The organism is Actinomadura barringtoniae (assembly GCF_017573505.1).
In the GTDB taxonomy this organism is placed as follows: Bacteria; Actinomycetota; Actinomycetes; order Streptosporangiales; family Streptosporangiaceae; genus Spirillospora; species Spirillospora barringtoniae.
Genome location: NZ_JAGEOJ010000005.1, coordinates 389262 through 414383, shown reverse-complemented (window position 1 = coordinate 414383; position 25122 = coordinate 389262). Strand labels below are relative to the sequence as shown.

21 protein-coding genes and 1 other RNA gene are annotated in these 25122 nt (G+C 70.0%); 14 read left to right on the top strand and 8 right to left on the bottom strand.

Annotation, left to right across the window (positions count from 1 at the left end; translation table 11 throughout):
• The first annotated feature begins 8 nt into the window (after positions 1-8).
• Both J4573_RS14710 and ssrA read left to right on the top strand, forming a co-directional pair.
• Entirely contained in the window at positions 9-1964 is a 1956-nt protein-coding gene (locus J4573_RS14710; RefSeq protein WP_208255991.1) for a penicillin-binding transpeptidase domain-containing protein, read from the top strand.
• 355 nt (positions 1965-2319) lie between these two features.
• Positions 2320-2691: a transfer-messenger RNA gene (ssrA, locus tag J4573_RS14705) on the top strand.
• Between the two features lie 231 nt (positions 2692-2922).
• Here the strand turns inward: ssrA and J4573_RS14700 are convergent.
• From J4573_RS14700 to J4573_RS14690, 3 genes are all read right to left on the bottom strand, one after another.
• The gene (locus tag J4573_RS14700) at positions 2923-3876 is read right to left on the bottom strand and encodes a hypothetical protein (protein ID WP_208255990.1); all 954 of its coding nucleotides are present in this window, start codon (positions 3874-3876) and stop codon (positions 2923-2925) included.
• Between the two features lie 396 nt (positions 3877-4272).
• The gene (locus tag J4573_RS14695; RefSeq protein ID WP_208255989.1) at positions 4273-5508 is read right to left on the bottom strand and encodes an RNA polymerase sigma factor; all 1236 of its coding nucleotides are present in this window, start codon (positions 5506-5508) and stop codon (positions 4273-4275) included.
• Positions 5505-5828: a YciI family protein gene (locus tag J4573_RS14690; protein WP_208255988.1), complete on the bottom strand. Its 324-nt coding sequence runs from the start codon at positions 5826-5828 to the stop codon at positions 5505-5507. Before J4573_RS14690 ends, J4573_RS14695 begins: the two co-directional genes overlap by 4 nt.
• A 343-nt stretch (positions 5829-6171) precedes the next feature.
• On the opposite strand from J4573_RS14690, the gene J4573_RS14685 reads away from it, so the two are divergent.
• Positions 6172-8325 carry an amidohydrolase family protein gene (locus tag J4573_RS14685; protein ID WP_208255987.1) on the top strand — a complete coding sequence of 718 codons (2154 nt, stop codon included), beginning with the start codon at positions 6172-6174 and terminating at the stop codon, positions 8323-8325.
• 32 nt (positions 8326-8357) lie between these two features.
• Positions 8358-8609 (top strand): threonine/serine exporter family protein, encoded by a 252-nt coding sequence (locus tag J4573_RS14680; RefSeq protein ID WP_208255986.1) that lies wholly within the window; start codon positions 8358-8360, stop codon positions 8607-8609.
• An 18-nt stretch (positions 8610-8627) separates the two neighbouring features.
• On the opposite strand, the gene J4573_RS14675 is transcribed toward J4573_RS14680, so the two are convergent.
• Positions 8628-9431 (bottom strand): SAM-dependent methyltransferase, encoded by an 804-nt coding sequence (locus J4573_RS14675; protein WP_307796632.1) that lies wholly within the window; start codon positions 9429-9431, stop codon positions 8628-8630.
• A 171-nt stretch (positions 9432-9602) separates the two neighbouring features.
• On the opposite strand from J4573_RS14675, the gene J4573_RS14670 reads away from it, so the two are divergent.
• The 3 genes from J4573_RS14670 (at position 9603) to J4573_RS14660 (ending at position 13640) form a co-directional block, all read left to right on the top strand.
• The gene (locus tag J4573_RS14670; protein ID WP_208255985.1) at positions 9603-11981 is read left to right on the top strand and encodes an ATP-binding protein; all 2379 of its coding nucleotides are present in this window, start codon (positions 9603-9605) and stop codon (positions 11979-11981) included.
• A gap of 144 nt (positions 11982-12125) precedes the next feature.
• The gene (locus J4573_RS14665; RefSeq protein ID WP_208255984.1) at positions 12126-12512 is read left to right on the top strand and encodes a hypothetical protein; all 387 of its coding nucleotides are present in this window, start codon (positions 12126-12128) and stop codon (positions 12510-12512) included.
• A 180-nt stretch (positions 12513-12692) separates the two neighbouring features.
• Positions 12693-13640: a family 16 glycosylhydrolase gene (locus tag J4573_RS14660; RefSeq protein ID WP_208255983.1), complete on the top strand. Its 948-nt coding sequence runs from the start codon at positions 12693-12695 to the stop codon at positions 13638-13640.
• A gap of 129 nt (positions 13641-13769) precedes the next feature.
• On the opposite strand, the gene asnB is transcribed toward J4573_RS14660, so the two are convergent.
• Complete coding sequence (gene asnB, locus J4573_RS14655) at positions 13770-15593, bottom strand: asparagine synthase (glutamine-hydrolyzing) (RefSeq protein ID WP_208255982.1); 1824 nt, start codon at positions 15591-15593, stop codon at positions 13770-13772.
• A gap of 364 nt (positions 15594-15957) precedes the next feature.
• On the opposite strand from asnB, the gene J4573_RS14650 reads away from it, so the two are divergent.
• The gene (locus J4573_RS14650; protein ID WP_208255981.1) at positions 15958-16398 is read left to right on the top strand and encodes a DUF6325 family protein; all 441 of its coding nucleotides are present in this window, start codon (positions 15958-15960) and stop codon (positions 16396-16398) included.
• A gap of 11 nt (positions 16399-16409) precedes the next feature.
• A complete protein-coding gene (locus tag J4573_RS14645) occupies positions 16410-16733 on the top strand; it encodes an SHOCT domain-containing protein (RefSeq protein ID WP_208255980.1) in 324 nt (107 codons plus the stop codon).
• A 217-nt stretch (positions 16734-16950) separates the two neighbouring features.
• On the opposite strand, the gene J4573_RS14640 is transcribed toward J4573_RS14645, so the two are convergent.
• Positions 16951-17649: a TetR/AcrR family transcriptional regulator gene (locus J4573_RS14640; protein WP_208255979.1), complete on the bottom strand. Its 699-nt coding sequence runs from the start codon at positions 17647-17649 to the stop codon at positions 16951-16953.
• 85 nt (positions 17650-17734) lie between these two features.
• Here J4573_RS14640 and J4573_RS14635 point away from each other — a divergent pair, with 85 nt between their 5' ends.
• Both J4573_RS14635 and J4573_RS14630 read left to right on the top strand, forming a co-directional pair.
• Complete coding sequence (locus tag J4573_RS14635) at positions 17735-18598, top strand: NmrA family NAD(P)-binding protein (RefSeq protein WP_208255978.1); 864 nt, start codon at positions 17735-17737, stop codon at positions 18596-18598.
• 24 nt (positions 18599-18622) lie between these two features.
• Complete coding sequence (locus tag J4573_RS14630) at positions 18623-19351, top strand: hypothetical protein (protein WP_208255977.1); 729 nt, start codon at positions 18623-18625, stop codon at positions 19349-19351.
• A 9-nt stretch (positions 19352-19360) separates the two neighbouring features.
• On the opposite strand, the gene J4573_RS14625 is transcribed toward J4573_RS14630, so the two are convergent.
• Positions 19361-20884: an MFS transporter gene (locus J4573_RS14625; protein ID WP_208255976.1), complete on the bottom strand. Its 1524-nt coding sequence runs from the start codon at positions 20882-20884 to the stop codon at positions 19361-19363.
• A gap of 112 nt (positions 20885-20996) precedes the next feature.
• Here J4573_RS14625 and J4573_RS14620 point away from each other — a divergent pair, with 112 nt between their 5' ends.
• The 3 genes from J4573_RS14620 to J4573_RS14610 all read left to right on the top strand — a co-directional run bounded on the left by J4573_RS14620 (position 20997) and on the right by J4573_RS14610 (position 24058).
• The gene (locus J4573_RS14620; RefSeq protein WP_208255975.1) at positions 20997-21470 is read left to right on the top strand and encodes a winged helix-turn-helix transcriptional regulator; all 474 of its coding nucleotides are present in this window, start codon (positions 20997-20999) and stop codon (positions 21468-21470) included.
• A gap of 202 nt (positions 21471-21672) precedes the next feature.
• The gene (locus tag J4573_RS14615) at positions 21673-23145 is read left to right on the top strand and encodes a methionine--tRNA ligase (protein ID WP_208255974.1); all 1473 of its coding nucleotides are present in this window, start codon (positions 21673-21675) and stop codon (positions 23143-23145) included.
• 4 nt (positions 23146-23149) lie between these two features.
• The gene (locus J4573_RS14610; protein ID WP_208255973.1) at positions 23150-24058 is read left to right on the top strand and encodes a phosphotransferase; all 909 of its coding nucleotides are present in this window, start codon (positions 23150-23152) and stop codon (positions 24056-24058) included.
• Here the strand turns inward: J4573_RS14610 and J4573_RS14605 are convergent.
• Positions 24042-25091, bottom strand: coding sequence for a TIGR03118 family protein (locus J4573_RS14605; protein WP_208255972.1), 1050 nt, complete (start codon positions 25089-25091; stop codon positions 24042-24044). The two genes, J4573_RS14610 and J4573_RS14605, sit on opposite strands and share 17 nt — an antisense overlap.
• Positions 25092-25122: the final 31 nt, after the last annotated feature.

The window sequence follows — 25122 nt, the reverse complement described above, 5'->3', positions numbered from 1 at the left end:
GGGTGTCGATGACCAACCGAGGCCGGAGACGGGGCGTGCGCGGCGCCGCGCGGGGCACGCGCGGCACCGCGAGGTGGCGCCGGGCCGTCGCCCTCACGGCGTGCGGGACGGCGGTCGCGGGGCTGACATCGGGCTGCTTCGCCGAGCCGTCGGCGATGCCCACCGTGCGCGACTTCCTGATCGCCTGGCAGGTCGGCAACTACCAGGCCGCGGCGCACAAGACGTTCGGCGCCGACCAGAAGACGGTCCAGGCGGCCCTCGGCCAGGTGCGCAGCCAGCTCGACGCGGCCTCGCTCAAGCTGGGCCTCGGCCGCATCGACAAGAAGGGCGACCACGCCGACGTCCGCTTCTCGGTCCGGATCGACCTCGGTGAGAACGGCCAGCCCTGGACCTACAGCGGCCTGATGAAGCTGCAGCGCAAGGGCGGCAACTGGAAGGTCCTCTGGGACCCCTCGATCGTTCACCCGAGCCTGAAGCCCGGTCAGCGCCTCGCGGTGATCACCGAGGTGCCGGCGCGCGCCGAGGTGAAGGACGCGCAGGGGCGGAGCCTGCAGAAGCCCGTGAACGCCGCCATCGTCGGCGTCTACCCCGGCAGGCTGAGCGACCCCGAGCGCACCATCCAGTCGCTCGCCCGCGCCACCAAGATCGACGGTGGCCGCCGGCTCGACGTCGAGCGGCTGCTCGGCCGCGTCCGGTCGGCGCCCCCGGACAAGTTTCTGCCGTTGCTGACGCTGGAACGCGGCACCACCGCCAGTGACCCCGTCGCCCGGTTCGCCAGCATCCCCGGGCTGGTCGTCCAGCAGCGGCAGTTGCCGATCGGGGCCGCCGCGGCGCCCGAGGTCGTCGGCAACCTCGGCCCGGCCACCGCCGACCGGCTCCAGCAGGTCGGCGCGCCCTACCAGCCCGGCGACACCATCGGCGTCAGCGGCCTGCAGATGCTCCAGCAGCGCAGGCTGGCCGGCATCCCGGTGGTGAAGGTCGTCGCGCAGGACCCGGACGGCAAGAACCGCGAGGAACTGCACTCCTGGGACGGCGTCGGTCCCCAGCCCGTTCAGACGACCCTCGACCGCAAGGTCCAGGGCGCCGCGGACCGGACGCTGGCCGGCCTGCCCTTCCCCGCGTCGCTGGTCGCCATCCAGGCGGGGACCGGCAACGTCCTGGCCGTCTCCAACCACAACACGGGCGGGCAGAACCTCGCCATGGAGGGCCACTACCCGCCCGGGCTGACGTTCGGCATCGTGTCCGGGGAGGCGCTCCTGGAGGCGGGGACGTCGAAGGACACGCCCACGGACTGTCCCGCCACGGCCAACGTGGGCGGCCAGACATTCACCTCCGAGTACGCCACCACGGCCAAGCGGACGCTCGAGAAGAACTTCGCCTACTCGTGCGCGACGACCATGGCCAAGCTGAGCGGCAACCTGCCCCCGCAGGCGCTGACCAAGGAGGCCGCCAACTTCGGCCTCGGCAAGGACTGGGGGCTGAGCGTCCCCGCGTTCACCGGATCGGTGCCGACGCCGACCAGCGACGCCGAGAAGGCCACCACCATGATCGGCCAGGGCAAGGTCCAGGTGAGCCCGCTGTCGATGGCCCTGGCCGCCGGTGGCGCCAAGACCGGCCTCTGGCGCCCGCCGGTCCTGCTCCAGACCCCGGCAGACCCGCAGACCACGCTGCCGCAGGTCCTGTCGGCCCCGGCGACCGCCGGCATGAACCGGATGATGCAGCGCTCGGTCTTCGAGGGCACCGCCAAGGCCGCGGGCAAGGGCGTCAAGGGCTCGGTGATCGGCGTCGCGGCCACCGTGAACTACCCCGAGCGCGGCCGCACCCGCACGATCTCGTGGTTCGTCGGCGTCCGCGACACCCTGGCGTTCGCGATCGCCGTCGAGGGCGACGTGCCGGCCTCGACCCTGGCCGCCCGCTTCCTGGGCGCCCCCGCCTCGCGGGTCACCCCTACAGCGGCCCGCTGACCCATCGTTACTGCTTTGTTATCTCTTTACGCTCGGGTCGCAACCTTCCCTGGGGTCCCACGCGTCTTTATGGGTGACTGAGACACCGCTTGGGGGGTTGCGGACTCAGTCGCCGTGATGAGACCAGAGCCTCGTCTCGGGGGAGGCTCTGCCGTCCGGACCGGCCCGACCCTGCCGGTCGGCCCCGGTGGGCACGACGAGTTCGTCGCCCACCGGGGCGTCACTTTGTCTGAGCACAGATGCCGGCCCGTGGCGAGAGATCCAATGGCCGGGAATCTCGTTGGCACCTGCCGCGTTCTCCATGTAGCGTCTACTTCGGACGTCCTACGGGACGCCCGTTTTGACAACTCAACATGGGGGTGACCGGCTTCGACTTCGGTAGGTCGAGCCAGGGGAAGCGGGTCGAGGGTGGCTGTCGTGACCTCGATAATCCTGTGACAGCGAATCACAACTGCCAACAAGAAGCAGTCTGAGTTCGCCCTCGCCGCCTGAGGCGAGTAGCGACTCTGTCAGCCCGGGAGAGTCTCCGACCCGGGGTCTGGCATCGTAAGGAGACTCCACCTACGAACCCGGTCGCGGGGCTTGTAGGAACACCAAACAGCGACTGAGCCCGTCGGCGACACGCCTGCGTGAGCGCCGGGGCTGAGAAAACGTTAAGCAGGCTGCACCCGGAGAAGCCCTGAATCATCACCGAAGGACGCGGGTTCGATTCCCGCCACCTCCACTGAGATTATGCCCTTGACCTGCGGAAACGCGATCCGGTCAGGGGCATTTTCATGCCGTGCGGCAGCCGTGGCATCGGTCTTCGGTGCCGGACCGGCCGACGTGCGAAGGGGACCGGGTCCATCGGCAGTCCGGCCCATCGGCGGGCCCCGGTCCATCGGTGGGCCCCGGTCCATCGGCGGGCCCCGGTCCATCGGTGGGCCCGGTCCCCTTCGCGTGCGCGGCTGAGGTGCGGTCAGCCTGTGTAGGTGTAGATGTTCTTCTGGACCGAGACGGCGACGCCCTCCGGCGAGGTGGCCTTGACCACGAACGTGCTGGTGTTCATGCCGATGCCCGCCGGGACGGTGACGGTGCCGCCGCACTTGGTGATCTGGCCGGGCGCCAGCGCGCGGGCCTGGCAGTAGACACCCGCCAGCTTGGCGTTCGGGTTGGCGGTGGCGTCCACGGCGGTGATGTCCTGCAGCTGCGTCCGGCCGCTGTTGCGGACGACGATGCTGACCCCGTAGGGCCTCATGGCCGGGACCAGGGTCTTACGTGTGGGCGTGGTGCCGTCCCCCGAGGCGAGGTTGGGCTGCTCGGGCGGATAGCCGTTCGAGGGTGGCTGCGCCGGAGCGGCGGCCGTCGGGATGTCCCAGACCTTGACGTAGTCGGTCGTGGCCTTGATCTCGGAGATGCCGGGGAAGACGCACAGCGGCGCCTGGGAGACCGCATTGCCGAGCGTGAAGGTGGAGTCGAACCGGCCGCCCTTGCCCAGCCCCTTGACCACGGTGCCGTCGACGTGCCCGGTCTTGAGCGGTCCGGCCGAATAGGGCTGGACCGACAGCGTGGTCACATGGCCGTCATCCCACGCCAGGTCGACGGTGCCACGGTCCACGATGCTGTCGAGGCCGAACGGGCATCCGCCTCTTCCATCGGCGTGGTAGTCCATGACGCCGTTGTGGACGGTGCCGACCTCCCAGCCCGGTACGCCCCAGCTTCGCAGGACCCGGCAGCCGCTGACCTCGTGCCGGAAGTAGTGCAGGTCGTGGTTCTGCGGCAGGAACGTCAGGCCAGGAGAGACCTTGACGTTGACCTCTCCGGCCGGGCATTCGAGAAACGGAACGTCCGAGGCGTGGGCGGCTGCGGGCAGGATGCCCGCAGTGAGAGCCGACGCCAGTGCGGTCGTCAGCGTGAGCAGTTTGGTGCGCATCGTTACCGTCCAGGTACGGGCAACCTCCGGGCGCCGCTGCGCACGTTCCGCACCCGGTACCGGCAGTGCCCCCTGTGCCACAGGCTCGATGACGCCGGGGGATGCGTGCTGGCGTCCTCCCCGGGCGGAACGCGGGCGGTGACTGCCGCTCCAGGGTCGTTCACCTGGGAGAACAGCGCCGGATCATCGCCCGCGATTCCGTACCCTTCGGAACGCGTACTCACCGTAACCGATCTTGATCAACTTATCGCGATCATCGTGCGCCACCTGCAGCCTTGTCATCGAGAGGCATCGTTACCTCACGAGCGCGATGAGCGGCCCGCAGGCTTTGCCGGCGGGCCGCTCACGTTCCGGAGCGCGGCCCCAGAGGGGCGACCCACGGGAGGTCGCCCGGCGTTACCCCAACTGGTCGCGGCGGCGGGTCAGGTAGGCGGTCTCGGCGGTGTTGCCTGCGAGCTCGATGGCCTTGTCGTAGGCCTCGCGTGACTCCTGGCTCCGGCCCAGCCGGCGCAGGAGGTCGGCTCGGGTGGCGTGGAAGGCGTGATAGTCGGCGAGCTTGGCTTGGAGGCGGTCGATCTCGGCCAGGGCGACGTCGGGGCCGTCGAGTTCGGCGACGGCGATGGCGCGGTTGAGGGCGATGATCGGTGAAGGGTCGAGACGTACGAGCTGGTCGTAGAGGGCGAGGACCTGTGACCAGTCGGTGTCGCGGATGTCGCGGGCCGAGGTGTGCACGGCGTTGATCGCGGCGAGGATCTGGTAGCGGCCCGGAGCGACCCCGGCGGCGGCAGCGGCGAGGCGTTCGCGTACGAGTCGGTGGCCCTCGGCGATCAGTGTCGTGTCCCAGGCGCCGCGGTCCTGCTCGGCGAGCGGGACCAGCTCGCCGCCGCCCGAGACGCGGGCGGTGTGGCGGGCCTCGGTGAGCAGCATCAGGGCCAGCAGCCCGGCGACCTCCCCGTCGTTCGGCAGGAGGGCGCGGATCAGGCGGGTGAGGCGGATCGCCTCGACGGTCAGATCACGACGCAGGGGATCGGTGTCGGGACTGGTCGCCAGGTAGCCCTCGTTGAAGACGAGGTACAGGACGGCCAGGACGCCGGTGACGCGTGCCGGGAGATCCTCGGTGGACGGCATGCGGTACGGGATTCCCGCGGCCTTGATCTTGCCCTTCGCGCGGGTGATGCGCCGTTCCACGGCGGTCTCCTGCGCCAGGTAGGCGCGGGCGATCTCGGGCACGGTCAGCCCGCCGACCATGCGCAGCGTCAGCGCCACCCGGGCCTGCATCGCCAGCGCCGGGTGGCAGCAGGTGAAGATCAGCCGGAGCCGGTCGTCGTCGATCGCGCCGACAGGCTCGGGCGGTTCGCGGTCGTACACCATCAGAGCCTCCTTGTGCTTGTCGTCGCGCTTGCTCTCGCGCCGGAGCCGGTCGATGGCCTTGCGGTTGGCGGTCATGGTCAGCCAGGCGCCGGGGTTCGGCGGTACGCCGTCGGCCGGCCACCGTTCGACGGCGGTCGCGAACGCCTCCGCTGCGGCCTCCTCGGCGACACCGAGGTCCCCGAAGCGCCTGGTCAGAGCCGCGACCACCCGGGCCCACTCCTCATGGTGGGCCTGGGTGATCGCCTCCTCGACGTCGCTCACTGGAACGGACGCACCTCGATCTTGCGATCGCAGACCTTCGACGCCTCGGTGGCGAGCCTGAGCGCCACGTCCAGATCGGGGGCCTCCCACACCCAGACTCCGGCGAGGTACTCCTTGGACTCCACGAAGGGCCCGTCGCTGAACACCGCCTCCTCGCCCCGGTTGTCGACGACCGTGGCCGCGTCGGTGTCCGCGAGCCCGCCCGCGAAGACCCAGTAGCCCTCGGCGATCAGCCGCTCGTTGAACTCGCTGATGGCGGGCTGCCGGTCCGTGCTGCCGGGATCGCTCTTGTCGTCGATCACCGAAACCAGATACCGCATCTGAAGATCCTCTCTCACGTTCGTCACCACAGTCTGGACCGCCCGGCGCCTCGTCCGGCGCCCACTTGCGGGCGGCCTCACCTCTCCTACGAACGCCCCCACCCCAACCCGACACCCCGGCCGAGATTTCTTTCAGAACTCTCGCGGTGGGATCTCTGGGGACGCCGGATGTGGCCAGGTGGGGGTGATCGGGGGGTGTTGTCGGCGCATTTGGGGGGTGTGGGGGGTGGCCGGTTGCGGGCAGGGGGCGGCCGGTTGCGGGCGGGCGGATCGGGGGTGGTGCGTGGTGCGATGACGGGAGTGTGTGACTTGGATCACACTTCTTGGGAGGGGGTGGGCCTGCGTGCCCACGATCAAGAGGACGGCCGAGGGGGACGGCGGGTACTTCGATCCGCATACGCACTTCTCGGGGATCCCGCACTACCGGGTGCTCGGCAGGCTGACGCCGGACGGGGACCTGCTGATCCAGCAGTGGCGGACCAAGCCGCTCGCGGGGGAGCTCAACGGGGCGTCGAACGAGGTGATCGAGGACTTCCTGGCCAGGCACGTGATTCCGCCGGTGACCGGGACGGTGCCGGTGCACGTGAAGCCGCCGCACAAGCAGGACGGGGAACGCGAGAAGCGGCTCGCGGGGATCCTGTACGACCTCGAGACGCGGCTCCTGCTGATGCAGGTGCTCGGGCTCGGCTGGGGGCTGGGCGGGCTCTCGGCGGGTGACGAGACCCGGCTGGCCGAGAACGCCGGGACGCTGATCAAGATCATCCGTACCGGGTGCGACGCGGTGGCCGCGGCGGTGCCCGAGGGCGAGGTGCGGGCGGAGCTGAAGGAACTGGCGAAGGAGACGTCTCGCAAGCGGCCGGAGCAGGCGGCGGTGGAGAGGCTGGCGGCGGCGGTCCTCACCGTGCCGATCGAGCAGACCGAGGTGGCGTACGAGGGGCTGCCCAAGGTGGTGCGGCACGTCTGCCAGAACGCGCTCACCGCGACGCCGCAGAACGACTACGACAGCGCGTACGTGGGGCGTGGGCTGCTGCCGATCGCCATCCCGGCTCTGCTCGGGGCGGGGATGCGTGAGTTGCGGCGGCAGAACATTCAGTTCTCCGAACAGTCCGTACCGGTGTGGTCGATGACCGGCAAGTGGCGGGAGAACGAGGCGGCGGCGACGGCCGTCGAGCAGGCCGAGCAGCAGGGCGTCGTCGTTCGCTGGCTGCCGATGCTGGCGGGCGCGTTCCTCGGCTGGGTCGGCGACAGTCACGAGTACCGCGAGGATCCGAGCTGGTCGATGCTGCGCCTGCGGGACGCGGCGCGGGAGAAGGAGGTTCGGCCGGCGGGGGCCTCCGGGGCGGCGCTGGAGTGCCTGTCGACCCACCTGGCCGGGCCGTACGACGACTGGACGCGGCGCTGGGCCGAGTTCGCGCCGATGCCGTGGCCCAAGCGGACCAAACCGACGATGCACGAGGAGATCGCCGGGTGGATCGACCAGATGGAGGCGGCGGTCCGCTACCAGGTCCGCTACACGACCGGGTTCGACATCGCCAGCCCCGAGCGCACCTGGTACACGCGGCATGGTGCGCTGCTATTCGAGCGGGTCCTGCGGATGCTGTTCAAGGTGGCTCGCGAGCAGCGTCGTCCGCTCGTGGCCCACGTGCACGTCGGCGAGGGCTATCCGGGCTTCGTCGACACGGATGCGACGGACGTACGGGCCGCCATGAAACGAAAGGACCAGCCCGGGCTGCGCATTCTGTACGACCCGGACACCAAGCTGCCCGCCCACTATCTGTGCGGGGAGAACAACGTTCAGCAGATCCTGAACGCCGTGCAGCGCTTCCGTTCGGCGCTGGCCAAGGAGGAGGGCGGCCGGGCGCTGACCGACTTCGACCGCTACGTGCGCGTGCGGTTCGGGCACGTCACGCACGCGTCGCTCCTCCAGGCCCAGCAGATGGCCGACGCCGGGATCTGGGCGGACGTCAACCTGAGCAGCAACCTGGCGACGGGCGCGCTGGCGTTCGTTCAGGAGACCGAGGCGCTGAGCGCGCAGACCGGCAACGTGGCGGGCATCATCAAGCAGGCCGCCACGGTCGTCGCACAGCAGCCGAACGCGCCGCTGTTCAAGCAGCACGCCCTGGTCACGCTGCTGACCTGCGGCGTCCCCACCGTTCTCGGCACCGACGGCGGTGGCATCGAGCACAGCGAGATGTCCCGCGAGTACGCGCTGGCCGGCGCGATCCTCGCGAACGCCGCCGCCGAGGTCGACACCGGCAGTTTCACCATCCTCAGCTCGGCCAAGCGGCCCATGCTGCTCAAGCTGGACAAGGTGACCAAGGAGGCCCTGCACCGGCGGCTGGACGTGGCGCGGCTGTACGAGTACCAGAACGCCCATCACGCGTGGACCGAGTCCTGGGAACGGGTCCCGGCGCCACCCACCCTCCCGGGAATCCGGGACGCTGAGCTGGACAAGACCCTGCACGGCGTCTTCCTCGACGCCGTGGCCGGCACCTGACTCATGCCGAGCAGGGGTGCGGGGGCCGACGTTTGAAAGACCGAGGCCCCCGCGCCTCACCGCGCCGCCCGGCCCGCTACGTGCTGTTCCTCACCGCGTTCTTCGTGCTGACGCCCGGCTCCAAGGGGCTCACCGGCCTGGACAGCTGGGTCGGCGGCCAGCCGATCACCGGCTTCCGCGACATCGGGCAGATGGTCGCGCTGCTGATCGCGATCGCGCTCGGCATGGCCGTCGGCTTCGTTCTCACCCCGCGTACGGTCCTCGACCGGCAGCGGCACCTCTAACCGCGCACCAGGGGGCGGCTAGCGCTTGTGGGCGACGCCTCCGTAGGTGTCGACGGCGGCGGGGGTGCCGAACGGGCTGTGCTCGGGGCGCCAGAGCGAGACGGGGACGACGCCCGGCTCCAGGAATTCGAGGCCTTCGAAATAGCGCTCGATCTGCTGCGGACTGCGCAGGTGGTAGGGGACCGCGCCGGTCTCGGCGTAGCGTTCGTGGGCCGTCTCGCGCGCCTTGCTGGTGTTGGCGCCGTCGCTGAGAACGAGGTAGCTGCCCGACGGAAGGGCGTTCACCAGGTGATGAACGAGTGACCAGGGGTCCTCGTCGTCGGACAGGTGGCCCATGATCCCCAGCATCACCAGGGCGACCGGCTTGGAGAAGTCGAGCGTCTCGGCGGCGGCGCGCAGGATCGCGTCGGGATCGCGGACGTCGGCGTCGATGTAGTCGGTCTTGCCCTCGAGCGTGCTGGTCAGGAGCGCGCGGGCGTGGACCAGCACCAGCGGATCGTTGTCGACGTAGACGACGCGGGATTCGGGCGCGACCCGCTGGGCGATCTCGTGCGTGTTGTCGACGGTGGGCAGGCCGGTGCCGATATCGAGGAACTGGCGGATCCCGACGTCCTCGGACAGGTGCCGTACGGCGCGGCCCAGGAAGACGCGGACGCTGCGCGCGACGTCGATGATGCCGGGATAGATCTCGACGAAATGAGCGCTGGCCTCCCGGTCGACGGGATAGTTGTCCTTACCGCCGAGCCAGTAGTTCCAGATCCTCGCCGAATGCGGCACCGTGACATCGATGTCGGCCGGTATTGGCTTGTCTGCGTTTTCCACGCCGATCCCTCCGCTTTGATGCTGCGATATTAGGACAGGCTTATCGGATCCTCGCAGCGGCCCGGCCGCTCGCCGGCCCGGCAGTTCGGTAGCTCGCGCTTGCGGGAGATGAACCAAATAGCGGTCGCCCGCGTGAATCCATTGTGACTGGACATCACGTCTGGAAAGCCATTGGCCGCTCAGGCTGAACTAGACCTGCTGAGGTCGTTCTGCGCGGATCTGAGGTCGCTGTGGGTCGAGGCCGGCGGGCCGAGCCTGCGAGCACTGGAGCGGCACCTGTCGCTCAGCAAGAGCCAGGTCGGCGCGATCCTGAACGGCCGCATCAGGCGCCCGCCGGACTGGCAGGTCGTGAGCACGCTGGTCGAGTGCATCAACAGGCACGCGGCCGAGCACGGGCGGGCGGAACGCCTGTCGCTGCGCACGGGTGTCGAGGAGCATTGGCGCCCGCGCCACGGCCTGCTGGAGCACGCGTTCGGTAACGCCGCCGTACGCGGGCCAGAGGAACGCGTTGCTCAGGCGAGTCCTGTCGTGCCAGCGATGCTGCCTCCCGCGGTGGCGGGTTTCGCTGGGCGGCGGGAGCTGCTGGCCGTTCTGGACGACCTGCTGGCATCACGTGCTGAGCTTGGCCCCGCCGTGCTCATCACGGCCGTCGGCGGGACGGCCGGGGTGGGGAAGACGGCGCTGGCGGTGCATTGGGCGCATCGCGTCGCCGACGACTTTCCTGACGGGCAGCTATATGTGAACCTGCGCGGGTTCGACCCTGGCGGCGCGGCGCTCGGCCCGTCCGAGGCCCTGCGCGGCTTTCTGAACGCGCTGGGCGTAGCGGCCGAACGTACGCCGGACGACCTGACCGGCCAGATCGGGCTGTACCGGAGCCTGATGGCCGGGCGGCGGATGTTGATCGTGCTGGACAACGCGCGTGACGTCGACCAGGTGCGGCCGCTGTTGCCCGGTGGTGTCGGCAGCATGGTGGTGGTGACCAGCCGCAACCGGCTCACGCCGCTGGTCGTGACTGAGGGCGCCCGCTCGGTGAGCCTCGACCTGCTCTCCGGCGAGGAGGCCAGGGAGTTGCTGGAGCGGCGGCTGGGCAGGCCACTTGCCGACGATGGTTCCGTTGAGGAGATCATCGCTCGCTGCGCACGGCTCCCGTTGGCGCTCGCGGTCGTGGCCGCACGTGCCGCCACCGACCCGAACCTGCCGCTGTCCCGGTTGGCCGCCGAGCTGCGGGACCGGGCCGGTGCGTTGGACACGCTCCAGGGAGGGGACGCCGCTACGGACGTCCGGGCGGTCTTCTCCTGGTCCTACCGTTCCCTCTCGCTCGAGGCGGCCCGGCTGTTCCGGTTGCTCGGCCTGCACCCGAGCGCGGACTTCGGTGCGGCGGTCGCGATATCCCTGGCAGGCGATCCGCCCTCTGTGACGCGCGCCGCACTGGGCGAACTGACCCGGGCGCATCTGGTCGCGGAACGAAGCCCGGGTCGTTATGAGTTTCACGACCTGTTGCGGGCCTACGCCGCCGAACAGGCCGCTGCCGGTGATGAGCAGGGGAGTGCCGTTCATCGGATGCTCGATCACTACGTGCACACCGCGCATCAGGCGGGCGTCCTTATGGACCCCCATCGCTACGTGGGGGATTCCCCTGACGAGCCGGAGTCCGGGGTTGCCCCGGAGGAGCTCGGTGAGGCCGAAGCCGCGTTGGACTGGTTCGGCAAGGAGTACCGGACGTTGCTGGCAGCCATCGACCAGGCCGCAGAGTCCGGGTTTGCTCTGCATGCGTGGCAGCTGGCCAGGGCGATGACCAACTACCAATATCGGCGTGGGCACTGGCACGAGCTGATTGCCAGCCATCGTGTCGCCCTCACGTCTGCCGAGCAGGCCGGTGACCTGCTCGGCCAGGCGCACGCCTGGCGCGGCATAGCCAACGCCTTGTGGTCGCTGGGTCGCCTGGACGAATCCCGCGTCGGCATGGAGGCGGCACTGGAGCTCTTCGGCCAGGTGGACGACCACGACGGCATGGGCGTCATGCAGGAGAACCTCGCGTGGGCCGCCTGGCATGTAGGCGACCCCACAGACGCGCTCGTTCATGCACGGCAGTCGCTTGCCCTGCATCGGGGCACCGGTCGCCTGGCGGGCCAGGCTCGGGCGCTGGGAACGATCGGCTGGGTCCTCGTGCAGTTGGGCGATCCCGTTGAGGCCATCCGGCAGTGCGAGCAGGCGCTGGAGCCGCAACTGCGCCTGGGTGACACGTTCGGCCTGGCCAACACCTGGGAGATCCTCGGGCTCGCGCACGCCGGCGCCCGCGACCATGGCGAGGCGGCCCGTTGTCATCGGCGCGCGCTGGAGCTCTTCAGGGCTACGGGACACCTCGCCGGTCAGGCGGGCGCGCTGGACAACATCGGCGACGCCCTGCAAGCCACCGGCGACGTCGCCGCCGCCCAGGCCGCCTGGAGCGAGGCCATCGCCATCTTCGAGGAGTTCGCCGACTCGGAGGCGGCACGGGTCCGGGCGAAGCTCGACCAGCGCGCACTGGTGTCCGGCGCCGTCCGGCAGTGACCGGACACCGGGCTCTCTCCACGGCCGATGACCTTCACATCGTCCGGTGTCGTCCGGTGTCCCGTACGCGCTGGACGGCGTGCTGCGATCTTCGTTCCTGACAGCACACCGTGCGAAGGGAGAAGGATGATGCGAATCGCGCCGATGTCAGGACGTGCGCGGCGCCGGACGTTCGCGGCGATGCTCGCCGGAGGTGCCGCGGCCGCGGCGCTGACCGCCGCCCAGGGCGCTCCCGCCCAGGCCACCACGTTCGCCAAGTGCACGTCCGCCCAGCACGACACGGGGTACGCCGCCGACCCGCCACCGCGCATCGTCGCTCAGGGCGAGTGCACCAGGGCCTTCCCGCCCGACGGTGAGGGAGCCAACCTGAACGTGCGGATCACGCGCAACGGGACAGTGGTCTGGAGCGGCGGCAACGGGGTGGGCATCGTCACGGCCGTCTACAACTGCCGCGGGAACGCCTGGGGCGACTTCACGGCTACCTGGAGCACCGGCCAGGTCGACGGCCCGTTCTCCGCCCCCTGCGGCTGACCTGCACGCTGTAGGACCCATGACTCCAGGAGAGGACGCGGGGGTTCGCGGGGGCGTCCATTCCCTGCCTCCTCTCCTGGCTCACCAACAACTGACGGCTGGTTAAGGCGAGCAATCGGGCGTAAAGTCTGCACATTCGGGGATCTAAACCCAAGCAATCCCAAACGCCCGGGAGTGCACTTGAACAGGACCGTCGCCACCACCGCCCTCGCAGGACTGGCGGTCGCCACGTCCACCGTCGCCTTGGTCGCCGAGAACTCCAGCGTTCAAGCAGCGCAGACCAGTTCCACCGCGGCGCGGAAGGATCCCGTCGCCGCGAAGCCGCGGCACTGGAAGACCCTCTTCAGGGACGACTTCGCGGGGGCGAAGGGCCAGGCGCTGTCGACCGCGAAGTGGATCCACGATCGCGGGCACTGCTACAACCCGTGCGTGGACCCCAACTGGGGGACCGGCGAGATCCAGAACTACACCGCCCGGCGGCGGAACGTCTCGACGGACGGCAAAGGCCACCTCGCCATCACCCCGATCCGCGACGGCAGCGGCGCGTGGACCTCGGGAAGGGTGGAGACGCGACGGCATGACTTCGCCATCGGCGGCAAGGGACGCCTCCTGCGGATCGAGGCCCGCATCAAGCTGCCGAGGCTGACGACCGCCAACGGCGCCGGCTACTGGCCCGCGTTCTGGGCACTGGGGGACCAGGCCAGAACGGGCGGCGCAGCATGGCCCGCGGTCGGCGAGGTCGACATCATGGAGTCGCGCAACGGGCAGGGCACCACGCTGGGCGTGCTGCACTGCGGCGTGAAGGAAGGCGGCCCGTGCCGGGAGAAGCGCGGCCTGCGAGCCGATGCGCCCTGCCAGGCATGCGGAGCCGCGTTCCACACCTACGCCGTCGAGATCGACCGCTCCACGCGCAACGAGCAGATCCGCTACTACGTCGACGGTCGTCGCTACCTCACCCTCACGCCCAAGAAGACCGGCATCAAGGCGTGGAACATGGCCATGCACCGGGGCCGCTTCCTGGTCCTGAACGTGGCGATCGGCGGCGGCTTCCCCGGCGATCCCACCGCCGCCACGGCCTCGGGCCGCCCCATGCTCGTCGACTACGTCGTCGTCAAGCGCCGCATCTAGCAGCGCCGCGTGCCGTGCGTTGCGGTGCCGCGTGCCGCGTGCCGTGCGTTGCGGTGCCGCGTGCCGCGTGCCGTGCGTTGCGGTGCCGCGTTGTGGCAGGCCGCGTGTTGCAGCGCCGCGTGTGTGGGGTCAGGCGGCGCCGTTGGCGGTGGGGTGGTAGGCGGCTAGCCAGTCGTTCAGGGCGAGCGCTCGTTCCAGCGACATGCGGTCTTGCTGGAGGCTGACGCCGCCCAGCGGCTTGGCGAGGGTGTCCGCTATGGCGGCATGGTCGAGGTACGGGTGGGCGGGGGATGAACTGTCGGCGGCGACATCTGCCAGGCGTTCCCGGATCATGCGTTCGTATCCAGGGTTCTGCGTTGCCGGGTAGGGGGCCTTGCGGCGTTCCACCACACTCTGCGGGAGGACGTCGGCGACCGCTCCGCGCAGCAGGCTCTTCTCCCTGCCGTCGAAGGTCTTGAACGACCAGGGCGTATTGAAGACGTACTCCACGAGCCGGTGGTCGCAGAACGGAACCCGCACTTCCAGGCCGACGGCCATGCTCATCCGGTCCTTGCGATCCAGCAGCATCTGCACCATCCGGGTGAGGTGCAGGTAGCAGACCTCCCGCATCCTGCGTTCATGTGGAGTCACCGACCCGTTGCCGTTGGGAAGGTGCGGCACTTCTTCGATGGCCTCTTGGTATCGCTGCCGCTGGTAGGCGCTGATGCGGTCGCGCAGGGACTGGTCGAGCAGGTCCAGCCCGCCACCACGGAACGGGCCGGCCCAGGGGAAATCGGGCTTCGCGATGGCTTCGGGGTCGTGGAACCACCGGTACCCGCCGAACACCTCGTCGGCGGACTCTCCTGAGAGGGCGACCGTGGACTGGCGCCTGATTTCGGCGAACAGCAGATAGAGCGAGCTGTCCATGTCACCCATGCCCGGCAGGTCCCTCGCCTGCAAGACGGTGTGCGATGCCTCCGGAGAGGCGAGCTGGTCGTTGGCGAGGACAACATCGCTGTGGTTGCTGCCCACATGCTTGGCGACGTCGTGCACGAACGGGCCGTCCGGGGTATCGCGCATCGCGTCGGGAACGAAGCCGCCCGTCTCGTCGACGAAGTCGACCGCGAAGGAACGTACGTCGGTCTCTCCAAGCGCACGGTCCGCCAGCGCGGTGAGAGCACTGGAATCCAGCCCGCCCGACAGCAGCGTGCACAGCGGCACGTCGGAGATGAGCTGCCGCTCGACGATGTCGTCCAGCAGTTCGCGTACGTGGGCCACGGTCGCGGGAACGTCGTCGGTGTGCTCGCGCGCGGTCAACGCCCAGTAGCGGCGGTCGGCGAGCCCCTGGCGGGAGACCGTGATGGTGTGGCCGGGGATGAGCTCGTACATCCCCCGGAAGACCGCATGGCCAGGGGTCTTGCAGAAGCTGAGGACCTCGCACAGGCCCTCCTCGTCGATCCGTGCCGTGAAGGCGGGATTGGCCAGGATCGCCTTGGGTTCCGAGCCGAAGAGCACACCCGCGGGTGTCGGCGCGTAATAGAGCGGCTTGATGCCCATCCGGTCGCGCGCCAGGAGCAGCTCCTGTGAGCGCTGGTCCCAGATGGCGAACGCGAACATCCCGTTCATCCGTTCGACCAGGCCCGCGCCCCACTCCAGGTAGGCGTTCAGCACCACCTCGGTGTCGGACGCGGTGCTGAATCGGTACCCGCGCGCCTCGAGGTCACGGCGCAGCTCGCGGTAGTTGTAGGTCTCGCCGCTGTAGACGATCGTGGCGGGCCCGCGGGACATGGGCTGGACGCCGCCGACGACGTCGATCACCGCGAGCCTGCGGTGCCCGAGCGCCGCGTGGCCGTCGAGCCAGATCCCTTCGTCGTCGGGCCCGCGCAGCGACATCGTCCGGGTCATCGCCGTCAGCGTCGCGCGCTCCCGGCCCAGCTCACGCTCGTAGTCGACCCAGCCCACGATGCCGCACATGCGACGCCCTCCCATTCATGTGTGTTCTGCAGCTAACCGTCCCTTTCCTTCCATCCAGGCCAATGCGACAAACAGGTCAATATGTTCACACGTTCGCCGTACGTTCGAACGGCCTGTGACCCCCGCCGCGCGATCGCCGACCCGCCGGTCCTCGCCCGCGCCGCCGCCCGTCTCCGTGGCGAACGGATCATCAGAAACCATGAATCAGAGACCGAGCGAGATGAGACCGCCGCGCAGCGTCACCGTTCGGCCGGATCGCCCGCCCCGGATCGCTCGCCCGGATCGTGCGCACGGACCGCGCTCCCGGGCCGGTCACCCCGGGTGGGTGATGCCGCGTTCACCCCGCCGGGCGGAATCTGCGGGCATGACAGTGGCAGATGTCCATGGTCCGATCGACTTCGTTCTCATCGAGTTCCCCGAGGACCGCATCACCGGCGGTGCGACGCGGGCGCTGATGGACCTGGTCGACCGTGGCGTGGTCCGCGTGCTCGACCTGATGGTGATCGGCAAGGGCGCGGACGGAACGTTGTTCATGGTCGACCTGACCGAGCCGTCGGCCAAGCGGCTGGGCGAGCTCGCCGACCTGGCCGGAGCGCGGTCGGGGTTGCTGGGGGAGTCCGACGCCAGGGCGGCCGGCGGCGCGATGCGCACCGGCACCGTGGCGACTCTCATCGTGTACGAGAACACCTGGGCCGTTCCGTTCGTGGCCGCCGCGCGCGAGAGCGGCGGCGAGGTCATAGCGAGCGCCCGGATCCCCGCCACGGACGTGATGGCCGCGCTCGACGCCCTCGAAGCGGCCGGCTGAGGAGGAGAGCGATGCCAGGCTTGCTGAGGGGAGTGGCGCGTACGGCGATCATCGCCGGAACGGCGTCCGCCGTGAACGGGCGCGTGCAGCGCCGCCAGGCCGAGAAGTTCGCCGGGCGCGACGCGCAGATCTATGCCGACAGGCAGGCGGCGTACGACCAGCAGACGGGCTACCAGCAGCAGGCGGCCCCCGCGGCCCAGCCCGCGCAGCCCGTCCAGGCGGCGCCGCCGAGCGATCCGATCGAGCGGCTGAAGTCGCTGGCCGAGCTGAAGGACAAGGGCGTTCTGACCGAGGAGGAGTTCGCCGCGCAGAAGGCCAGGATCCTCGCCGAATAGCGCCGGTGTCAGGGTCCTGCGCGGGTGATCCCTGAGCGGTGTGCCAGGGGTGTACGCCCTGGGGACGAGGCCGCAGATCGCTGCCGGGAGCGACGCGCCGCGCGCTCGTGATTTCTAGCGTGATCGGCATGAATCTCACGAGCATCGTCAGCGCGAGCGCGGCTTCAGCCATAGCCAAGGCGCGCCGGGTCCTCTCCTGACCTACTCGTCTCCTGACTTACTCGTTCTCGGTGGCGATGCGGTCCAGCCACTCCTTCAGCAGGACCTTCTCGCCCTCGCTGAGGACTTTCTGATCGGGGAGCGCCGCGCGCAGGGCGCGTGCCGCGCCCGCGGGACCCGGCTCCTGAACGGCAGGCCGTTCGTTGGTGATGGCCGAGACCATGGATTCGCGCAGCGTGGTCAGCAGGGCCGGGTCCCGCCCGTTCTCCGGCAGGGACAGCCAGGTGAGCACCGCGCCGCGCGCCGTCGCGTGGATGACCTGGGCCGCGAGGGTCTCGTCGACGCGCAGCAGACCCCGGGCGGCGAGGCGCCGGAGCCGGCCCATGAGGATCTCCATGCCGGCCTTGAAGGCCGCCGACTCGGTCCGCGCTGGCGCGACGTACATGATCGTGAAGAGCGCGGGGTTGGCGAGGCCGAACTCGACCGCCAGGTCCCAGCCCGCGCGCAGGTCCTCGATGGGGTCGGGCGGGTCCGGGTCGACGTGCTTGGACCGCAGGAACGTGGTGAAGCCGTGCTCGGCGACCGCGTCGAGCAGCCCGTCCTTGTCGCCGAACAGCCGGTAGATGGCCGGCGGCTGCAGCCCCGCCTCGGCCGCGACCGCGCGCGTGGTGACCGCGTCCCGGCCCTCGCGCGCGAGCAGGTCGATGGTGGCCTCGATGACCCGCAGGCGGGTCTCCTCGGTCGAACGCGGCGTCATGAATCAACGATATCGCATCTGTGGTTCCATGGTTATTATCAGTGGTAACGTCAAAGTGTTTCCATTGGAACCACGGGAGAACCGCATGATCATCGTGACCGGAGCCACCGGACTGCTCGGCGGCCAGATCGTCGACAGCCTGCTGACGCGCCTGCCCGCCGCCGAGATCGGCGTCAGCGTCCGCGACCCGCAGAAGGCACAGGCGCTCGCCGACAAGGGAGTGCGTGTCCGCCGCGGCGACTTCGCCGACCCGGCGAGTCTGGCCGACGCGTTCGAGAACGCGACCCAGGTGCTGATCGTCTCGGTCGACAAGCTGGGTGAGGAGGTCACGCGCCAGCACCGCGTCGCCATCGACGCGGCCGTCGCCGCCGGCGCCCGCCGCATCCTCTACACCAGCCAGATGGGCTCGAGCGCGTCATCCCACTTCCAGGCCTGCCGCGATCACGCCGCGACCGAGGAGATGCTGCGCACCTCCGGCGTCCCGTTCACCTCGCTGCGGAACGGCTTCTACGCCTCCAGTGCGATCAACTTCATCGCCCCGACCCTGGAGTCCGGGCAGATCGTTCTCCCCGAGGACGGGCCCGTCGCCTGGACCGCCCACGCCGACCTGGCCGACGCCACCGCCGCGATCCTGGCCGACGAGGGCCGCTTCGAGGGCCCCACCCCGCCGCTGACCGGCTCCCAGGCGCTCACCTTCGACGACCTTGCCGCCCTCGCCACCAAGGTCACGGGCCGCGCGATCACTCGCATCACGGTCCCCGACGACCAGTTCAAGGAGAACCTCATCACCCACGGAACCCCCGCCGACCTGGCCCGCCAGTTCACGGGCATCTTCGCCGCCGCCCGAGCCAAGGAGTTCGCCGCCGTAGACCCCACCCTCGCCACCCTCATCGCCCGCGAGCCGCTGGGGCTGGAGGCCGCGCTGCGCCAGGCCACCAGGAGGGCATAACGGGACGTACTGCACACTTATGGCGTGCTGACTCGCGGCTTGTTCACCAGACTCCTGCGGCACACGGCCGCGGCCGTCCTCACCTTGCTGTTCGGGATCCTCGTGGTGGCGGGCATGGGCGCCGTCCTGGCGAAGTACGCGCCGAACGGAGCCGACGACCTGCACGCCTACGAGACGGCGGCGCGCTGCCCGCAGAACCCGGCGAGCCCCGCCGACTGCCGCTGGACGCGCGAGTACACGGTGACTCGCGCTCATGTGAGCAACAGTCGGCACGACGACACCTACGCGCTCCTGACCAGCGAGAACGGTGTCGTGCGCAAGACGGTGTATCCGAACGACGGCCCGGTCGTGGACCGGCTGCGCACGGGCGACCGGGTCACCGTCACCGTCTGGCGCGGCCTTCTGACCGAGATCGCCGCTCACGGGAAGACCCAGCGAACCAGCGCCGCCCCGGCGAACATGCGCGCGCGGCTCCTCATCTACGCGCTGATGGCGATCCCGGCCGGCCTGCTCGTGATCGCCGTGGCCGTCTGGCGGCTGAGTCGCGGCACGGTCACGCTGGGCATGGCGGCCACCTTGGCTCTCGCCCTGGCCTGGTTCTTCGCCGGCTTCTTCTCCCCGCTGCTGCTCGTGCTCATCGGGCATACGGAGGAGGTGTTCTGGCATGTCGCGGCCATCTGGCTCCCCGCCGCCATCTTGCTCACGGCCGGGGCGCGCTACTACGTCGTTCAGCAGCGCGCCCTGGCCGGCTAGCGGGTCGGGCTAGCGGGTCGCCGCGTAGGCCTCACCGGCGTCAGCAGCGCCGGCGTCAGCAGCGCCGGCGTTGGCAGGGGCGGCGTCAGCAGGGGCGGCGTTGGCAGGGGCGGCGTTGGCAGGGGCGGCGTTGGCAGCGGCGGCGTCACTCGCGAGGGTGTCGGACGCACTCGGCCGCGCGGCGCGACGGAGGCCGGTGGCGGTGATGGTGGCGCCTAGGAGGGCGGCGCCGAGCGGGACGAGCATGGCGATGTGGATGGCCTTCAGGGGGTCGGTGGAGAGGGCGGCGACGTTGACAGCCGTGACCAGGGAGATGCCGAGGGCCATGCCGAACTGGATCGAGGTGTAGAAGAGGCCGCCGGCCAGGCCTTGCTCGGACGGGCGGGCGTTCTCGGTGGCCGCCATGGTCAGGGGGCCGTACGCCAGGGTGAACGCGAGGCCGAGCAGGAAGAGGCCCGGGGCCATCGCGGCGTACGTCCAGTCCATCGAGGCGCGCAGGAAGATCGCGTAGCAGGCCGCCGCCAGGAACATCGCGGCCAGGATCACGCGCGGGACGCCGTAGCGGGTCACCAGGCGGGGCGTGAGGACCGGGGCGAGGATCACGTCGACGCCCGCGACCAGCATCGTCAGGCCGGTCTGGAGCGCCGACCAGCCGCGCAGCTCCTGCAGGTAGAGCGTCAGGAGGAACTGGAATCCGCCGAACGCTCCCATGAAGAGGAGCGCGCCCACGTTCGCACGCAGGAGCGGGGCTGAACGCAGCACGCCCAGGCGGACCAGGGGCTCCTTGACGCGTCGTTCCACCGCGACGAACGCCGCGAGCATGAGCAGGCCGGCGGCGAAGACCGCGGCCGTGAGGGCGGGGGAGGCGGACGGGTGCTCCAGCCGTACGACGCCGTACACCAGGGCCGACATCGCGCCGGTGACCAGCAGGCCGCCGGGCAGGTCCAGCCGCCCGCGCTCCGTGACGCCGACCTCCTTGACCAGCGGAACGGCGGCGATCAGCAGGAGCGCGGACATCGCGACGGGCGCGAAGAACACCCACCGCCAGCCGAGCGGCGTGAGCAGGCCGCCCGCGACCAGGCCGAGCGTGAAGCCGCCCGCGCCCGTCGCCGCGTAGATCGACAGCGCGCGGGTCCGCGCCGGGCCCTCGGGGAAGGCCGCGGTGACCAGCGAGAGGCCGGCGGGCGCCAGGAAGGCGGCCGCGACGCCGGTCACGAACCGCGCCGCCAGCAGCATCCAGCCCTCGGTCGCCAGCCCGCCGAGGCCGGAGAACACCAGGAAGACCACCAACCAGAGCAGGAACATCCTGCGGCGGCCGAACAGGTCGGCGGCGCGCCCGCCGACCAGCATGAACCCGCCGTAGCCCAGCACGTACGCGCTGACGACCCCGCTCAGCATCGCCGTCGACAGCCCGAGGTCGGTACGGATCGCGGGCAGCGCGACGTTCAGCATCGCGATGTCGATGCCCTCCAGGAAGATCGCCCCGCACAGCACCAGCAACGCGGCCCAGGCGCGGACACCCGTGGACGTCATCGTTCCGACCCCTCTTTCGATCCCGTGAGAACCGCCAGGACCTGCATGGTTACTGTTAGGCCTGTCGGTTCTCCCTTGTAATTGACCCCATCGTCGGGCACCATCAGTCGGTATGGAAGACGGCACATTGGAGTCCCCCGGTATCCCCGGTGATACCGCCCCTGACCAGCCGTTCGACGTGACCCACTGGGACGCGCGCGAGGACTGCGAGACCCGGCAGATCCTGGACCGGGTCGCCGACAAATGGTCGCTGCTGGTGATCGCCCTGCTGGAGGAGCGCAGCCTGCGCTTCACCGAGCTGCGCCGGCTGGTGGACGGTGTCAGTCAGCGCATGCTCACCCGCACGCTCCGGCATCTCGAACGGGACGGTCTCGTCTGCCGTACGGTCCACCCCGTCGTACCGCCCCGCGTCGACTACCACCTGACCCCGCTCGGGACGAGCCTGCACGCGACGATCAAGGCCCTGGTCACCTGGACCGAGGACCACCGCCAGGAGATCGCCGCCGCCCGCGACGAGTACGACCTCCGCGTCGCCGAGGAGGCCGCCCAGTCCTCCGCCACCCCCAGCGGCCGAACGACCGCCTGACCGCCCGGCCAACGATCGCGAGTCCGGGCGGCGATCGCGAGCGGCCGAACGGTTACGCGCGTATTCTGAGGAGCATGAACGCACGTCAGGCGATGATGCCCCGCTCGCGGGGCCGCTGACTGCTGCACGGACGTTTCCGAGGCCCTGTCACCGGGGCCTCGATTCATGTCCGGGGTCGGAGCCCCGACTTCCGGAGGTTCCGATGACCACCTACATCACGACCACGATCCCGTACGTGAACGCGCGCCCGCATCTGGGCTTCGCGCTCGAACTCGTGCAGGCCGACGTGCTCGCCCGCCACTACAGGAGCCGGGGCGAGCAGGTCCGTTTCCAGGCCGGCACCGACGACAACTCGCTCAAGAACGTCCTGGCCGCCGAGGCCGCGGGGGTGGGCGTCCAGGAGTTCGTGGACGCCAACGCCGCCGCGTTCACCGCCCTCGCCGACCCGCTGGCGTTGTCCGTTGATGACGTCATCCGCACCAGCCGCGACCCGCGGCATCGAGCCGGGGTGGAGCGCCTCTGGCGAGCCTGTGCCGACGACCTCTACCGCAAGCATTACGAGGGCCTCTACTGCGTCGGCTGCGAGCAGTTCTCCACGCCGTCCGAGCTGCCCGGCGGACGCTGTCCCGAGCACGGCACCGAACCCCAGCCGGTCTCGGAGGAGAACTGGTTCTTCCGCCTGTCCCGCTACGGCGACCGGCTGCGCGGGCTGATCGAGTCCGGCGAGCTGCGGATCGAGCCCGCCGAACGCCGGAACGAGGTGCTCTCGTTCATCGCGGGCGGCCTGAAGGACTTCTCGGTCTCCCGTTCCACCGAACGGGCGCGCGGGTGGGGCATCCCGGTGCCCGGCGACCCCAGCCAGGTGATCTACGTCTGGTGGGACGCCCTGGGCAACTACCTCACCGCCCTCGGCTACGGCACCGGCAGCGATGACCTGCGGCGCTGGTGGACGGACGCCGACCGCCGCGTCCATCTCGTGGGCAAGGGCGTGCTCCGCTTCCACGCCGTCTACTGGCCCGCCATGCTGCTCTCCGCCAGCGAGAAGCCGCCGACCGACGTTCTCGTGCACGACTACCTCACGGTCGGAGGCCGCAAGATCAGCAAGTCCGGTGGCGTGACGCCCGACCCGGCCGCGCTCGCCGAACGCTACGGAACCGACGCCGTCCGCTGGTGGCTGCTGCGCGAGACGCCTCGCGTCGGCGAGGTCGACTTCACGGATGAACGGCTTGTTGGCCGCTTCAATGACGAGCTCGCCAACGGGCTGGGCAACCTGGTCAACCGGGTCGTCAGCATGATCCACCGCTACCGCGACGGAACGGTGCCCGTTGGAGGGACAGGCGCGCTGGCCGACGTGATCCAACGCGCGCCTGCGGTCATCGACGCCGCGCTGCCCGACCTCGACTTCCGGCGGGCAACCTCCGCGGTCTGGGACATCGTGGACGAGGCCAATCGCTACATCAACCAGGTGCGTCCATGGGAGCTGGCCAAGCGCGACGACCCTGCTCTGGACTCCGTTCTGGCTGAGCTACTAACGGCCTGCCGAACGATCGGCGCCTACCTGGCGCCCTTCCTTCCCGACGCCGCCGCTCGTGTGACCGCCCAGTGCGAGTCCCGTGACGGCACGCTGCCCTCCCCGAATCCGCTCTTTGGGCGGGTGGGGGTTCGGCAGGATTGAGGGAATGCATGCTGACGAGGTTTTGAGCGTTGCTGAGGCGATGGGACAGGACGTGGTGGCCGTCTCGCCTTTGGCGGGCGGGCTTTCGCATGAGACGAGCCTGATTTCCTTGGCCGACGGGCAGGTTGTGGCCCGGGTCGGAGGGCCGGATCCGGAGATTGAGGCGGCTGTCATGGCGGCGGGGCGGCGGCGTGTGCCCGTTCCGGAGGTGCTGTGGGTGGGGCGGCCGGGGCGCCGGCCGGTGATGGTCGTGGAGTACGTGGAGGGGACGCTGCTCAGCCACGTTCTGGCGGAGTGGGCGGAGGCGCTCGGGGAGCTGGGCGTTGAGGTGGGAAGGGTTGTCGCGGAGATCGGGGCGGTGAGCTTTGAGCGGCCGGGGTTCTTTGTCGATGAGAGCCTCGATCCGCGGTGGGAACGGCCCTGGTCGCGGCAGTTGCCCGAGGTCGCCGAGGCGTGCATGGCCTCCACCTCGCGGTTGGACGCTCGGACGCGGCGGGCCTGGGTGGATTTGTGTGTGGCGCACGCTCCGGCGCTCAGGGGGATCGATGAGCAGGCGCGGCTTGTGCATGCGGACATCAATCCGAAGAACATCCTGGTGACGCGTGCGGGTGGGACGTGGCGGGTTGATGCTGTGCTGGATTGGGAGTTCGCCTACTCCGGGTGCCCGTATGGGGATGCCGCCAACATGGTTCGGTTCGGCGATGACTATCCGGCTGAGTTCGTGGCGGGCCGTCGTAGCGGGTTCGCCGATGGGGCGCCGGATGCGCCGGAGGACTGGGAGTACGTGGGGTGGGTGCTGGACATGTTCGCGCTCAGTGACCTGGTCACCCGGCCACCTGGCAACGCGATCGCGGACCAGGCCGCTGCGCTGATCAGGGACCGGGTGACCGGCGGGGTCACTTGGCCGGGGTGATGAGGCCCATGAGGCCGTGTTCCTCGTCGTCTATGCCGGCGGCGAACCACAGGTTGCCGGAGCCTCCGGCTATGGCGTTGCCCTGGGCGAGTCCCCAGAGGCCTTCGATGGTGATGGGCTTGTTCGCCTTGTCCATGAGCGGGCCCTTGGGGTGGCCGAACGCGTCGTAGGCGTTGATGCGGCCGTCACCGAAGTTGCCCACGAGGATGTCGCCCGCGTACGTGCCGAAGCTTCGGGGGGCCTGCACCACGGCCCAGGGGGCGTTCAGCGCGCCTTGGCTCGCGAAGCGGTGGAGCTTCACGCCAGAGGTCGTGAAGACGTCGACGAAGCCCTTGCCGGGGCCGGCCACCTCGTCGTCGCCGTCGGTCTCCTTCTGTGCGTACGCGACGAAGACCAGCCCGTTGACCACTGCCACGTTGAAGGGGGAGTAGCCGGCCGGGAGGGCGGGATCCCGGAAGGAGCCGGGCGGTGTCACTCGCTTGAAGGTCTTGTCGAAGACGTCGATGCGGGCGTTGTGGAAGTCGGCCGCGAGGAGGACTGGGCCGTGGCCGGTGTGGGCCAGGGCCAGGCCCTTGTAGGACGCGCCTGGGCCACCGTTGCCGACCTTCACCGCGGTTGCGCCGGTGCCCAGGTTCCAGGCGGTGAGGAAGCCGGACTCGCTGTCCAGGATGAACATCGCCGGGCTGCCCTTGACCTTGAAGTCTGTTGTGCTGTTGAAGACCTCGCCGGTGGGGGCTCCGCCCTGGACCGCCACGTCCAGCGGAATCTTGACCACGGTGCCCGCGTAGAACGTGGTGGAGTCGGTGTGGTTGTCGGCGACCCACACGGCCGAGACCGGCCCGAGTGCGACGCCCCAGGGGTTGACCAGCTTCGGGTCGAGAAGCTTGGCCCGGCCCTGGATGTCGGAGACCAGGTCCACCTCGGCGAACCTGGTCTGGGCTCGGCTCTGGGCGGCGGCCGGAGCCGCGGGCGCCGCCAGGAGCCCTGCCAGGGCCAGGCCCGCCGCCGCGACGCTCCCGCGCTTTCTGATCATTGGAAACCTCCGCTTCTGTCGCGTTTGCGTC

What these genes read in the sequence shown, in the direction of transcription:
- J4573_RS14665 (WP_208255984.1), top strand. Translation starts at nt 12,126, where the DNA reads ATGTCAGGACGTGCGCGGCGCCGGACGTTCGCGGCGATGCTCGCCGGA.
- J4573_RS14690 (WP_208255988.1), bottom strand. Translation starts at nt 5,828, where the DNA reads ATGCGGTATCTGGTTTCGGTGATCGACGACAAGAGCGATCCCGGCAGC.
- J4573_RS14605 (WP_208255972.1), bottom strand. Translation starts at nt 25,091, where the DNA reads ATGATCAGAAAGCGCGGGAGCGTCGCGGCGGCGGGCCTGGCCCTGGCA.
- J4573_RS14710 (WP_208255991.1), top strand. Translation starts at nt 9, where the DNA reads ATGACCAACCGAGGCCGGAGACGGGGCGTGCGCGGCGCCGCGCGGGGC.
- asnB (WP_208255982.1), bottom strand. Translation starts at nt 15,593, where the DNA reads ATGTGCGGCATCGTGGGCTGGGTCGACTACGAGCGTGAGCTGGGCCGG.
- J4573_RS14700 (WP_208255990.1), bottom strand. Translation starts at nt 3,876, where the DNA reads ATGCGCACCAAACTGCTCACGCTGACGACCGCACTGGCGTCGGCTCTC.
- J4573_RS14635 (WP_208255978.1), top strand. Translation starts at nt 17,735, where the DNA reads ATGATCATCGTGACCGGAGCCACCGGACTGCTCGGCGGCCAGATCGTC.
- J4573_RS14610 (WP_208255973.1), top strand. Translation starts at nt 23,150, where the DNA reads ATGCATGCTGACGAGGTTTTGAGCGTTGCTGAGGCGATGGGACAGGAC.
- J4573_RS14625 (WP_208255976.1), bottom strand. Translation starts at nt 20,884, where the DNA reads ATGACGTCCACGGGTGTCCGCGCCTGGGCCGCGTTGCTGGTGCTGTGC.
- J4573_RS14620 (WP_208255975.1), top strand. Translation starts at nt 20,997, where the DNA reads ATGGAAGACGGCACATTGGAGTCCCCCGGTATCCCCGGTGATACCGCC.
- J4573_RS14650 (WP_208255981.1), top strand. Translation starts at nt 15,958, where the DNA reads ATGACAGTGGCAGATGTCCATGGTCCGATCGACTTCGTTCTCATCGAG.
- J4573_RS14640 (WP_208255979.1), bottom strand. Translation starts at nt 17,649, where the DNA reads ATGACGCCGCGTTCGACCGAGGAGACCCGCCTGCGGGTCATCGAGGCC.
- J4573_RS14615 (WP_208255974.1), top strand. Translation starts at nt 21,673, where the DNA reads ATGACCACCTACATCACGACCACGATCCCGTACGTGAACGCGCGCCCG.
- J4573_RS14645 (WP_208255980.1), top strand. Translation starts at nt 16,410, where the DNA reads ATGCCAGGCTTGCTGAGGGGAGTGGCGCGTACGGCGATCATCGCCGGA.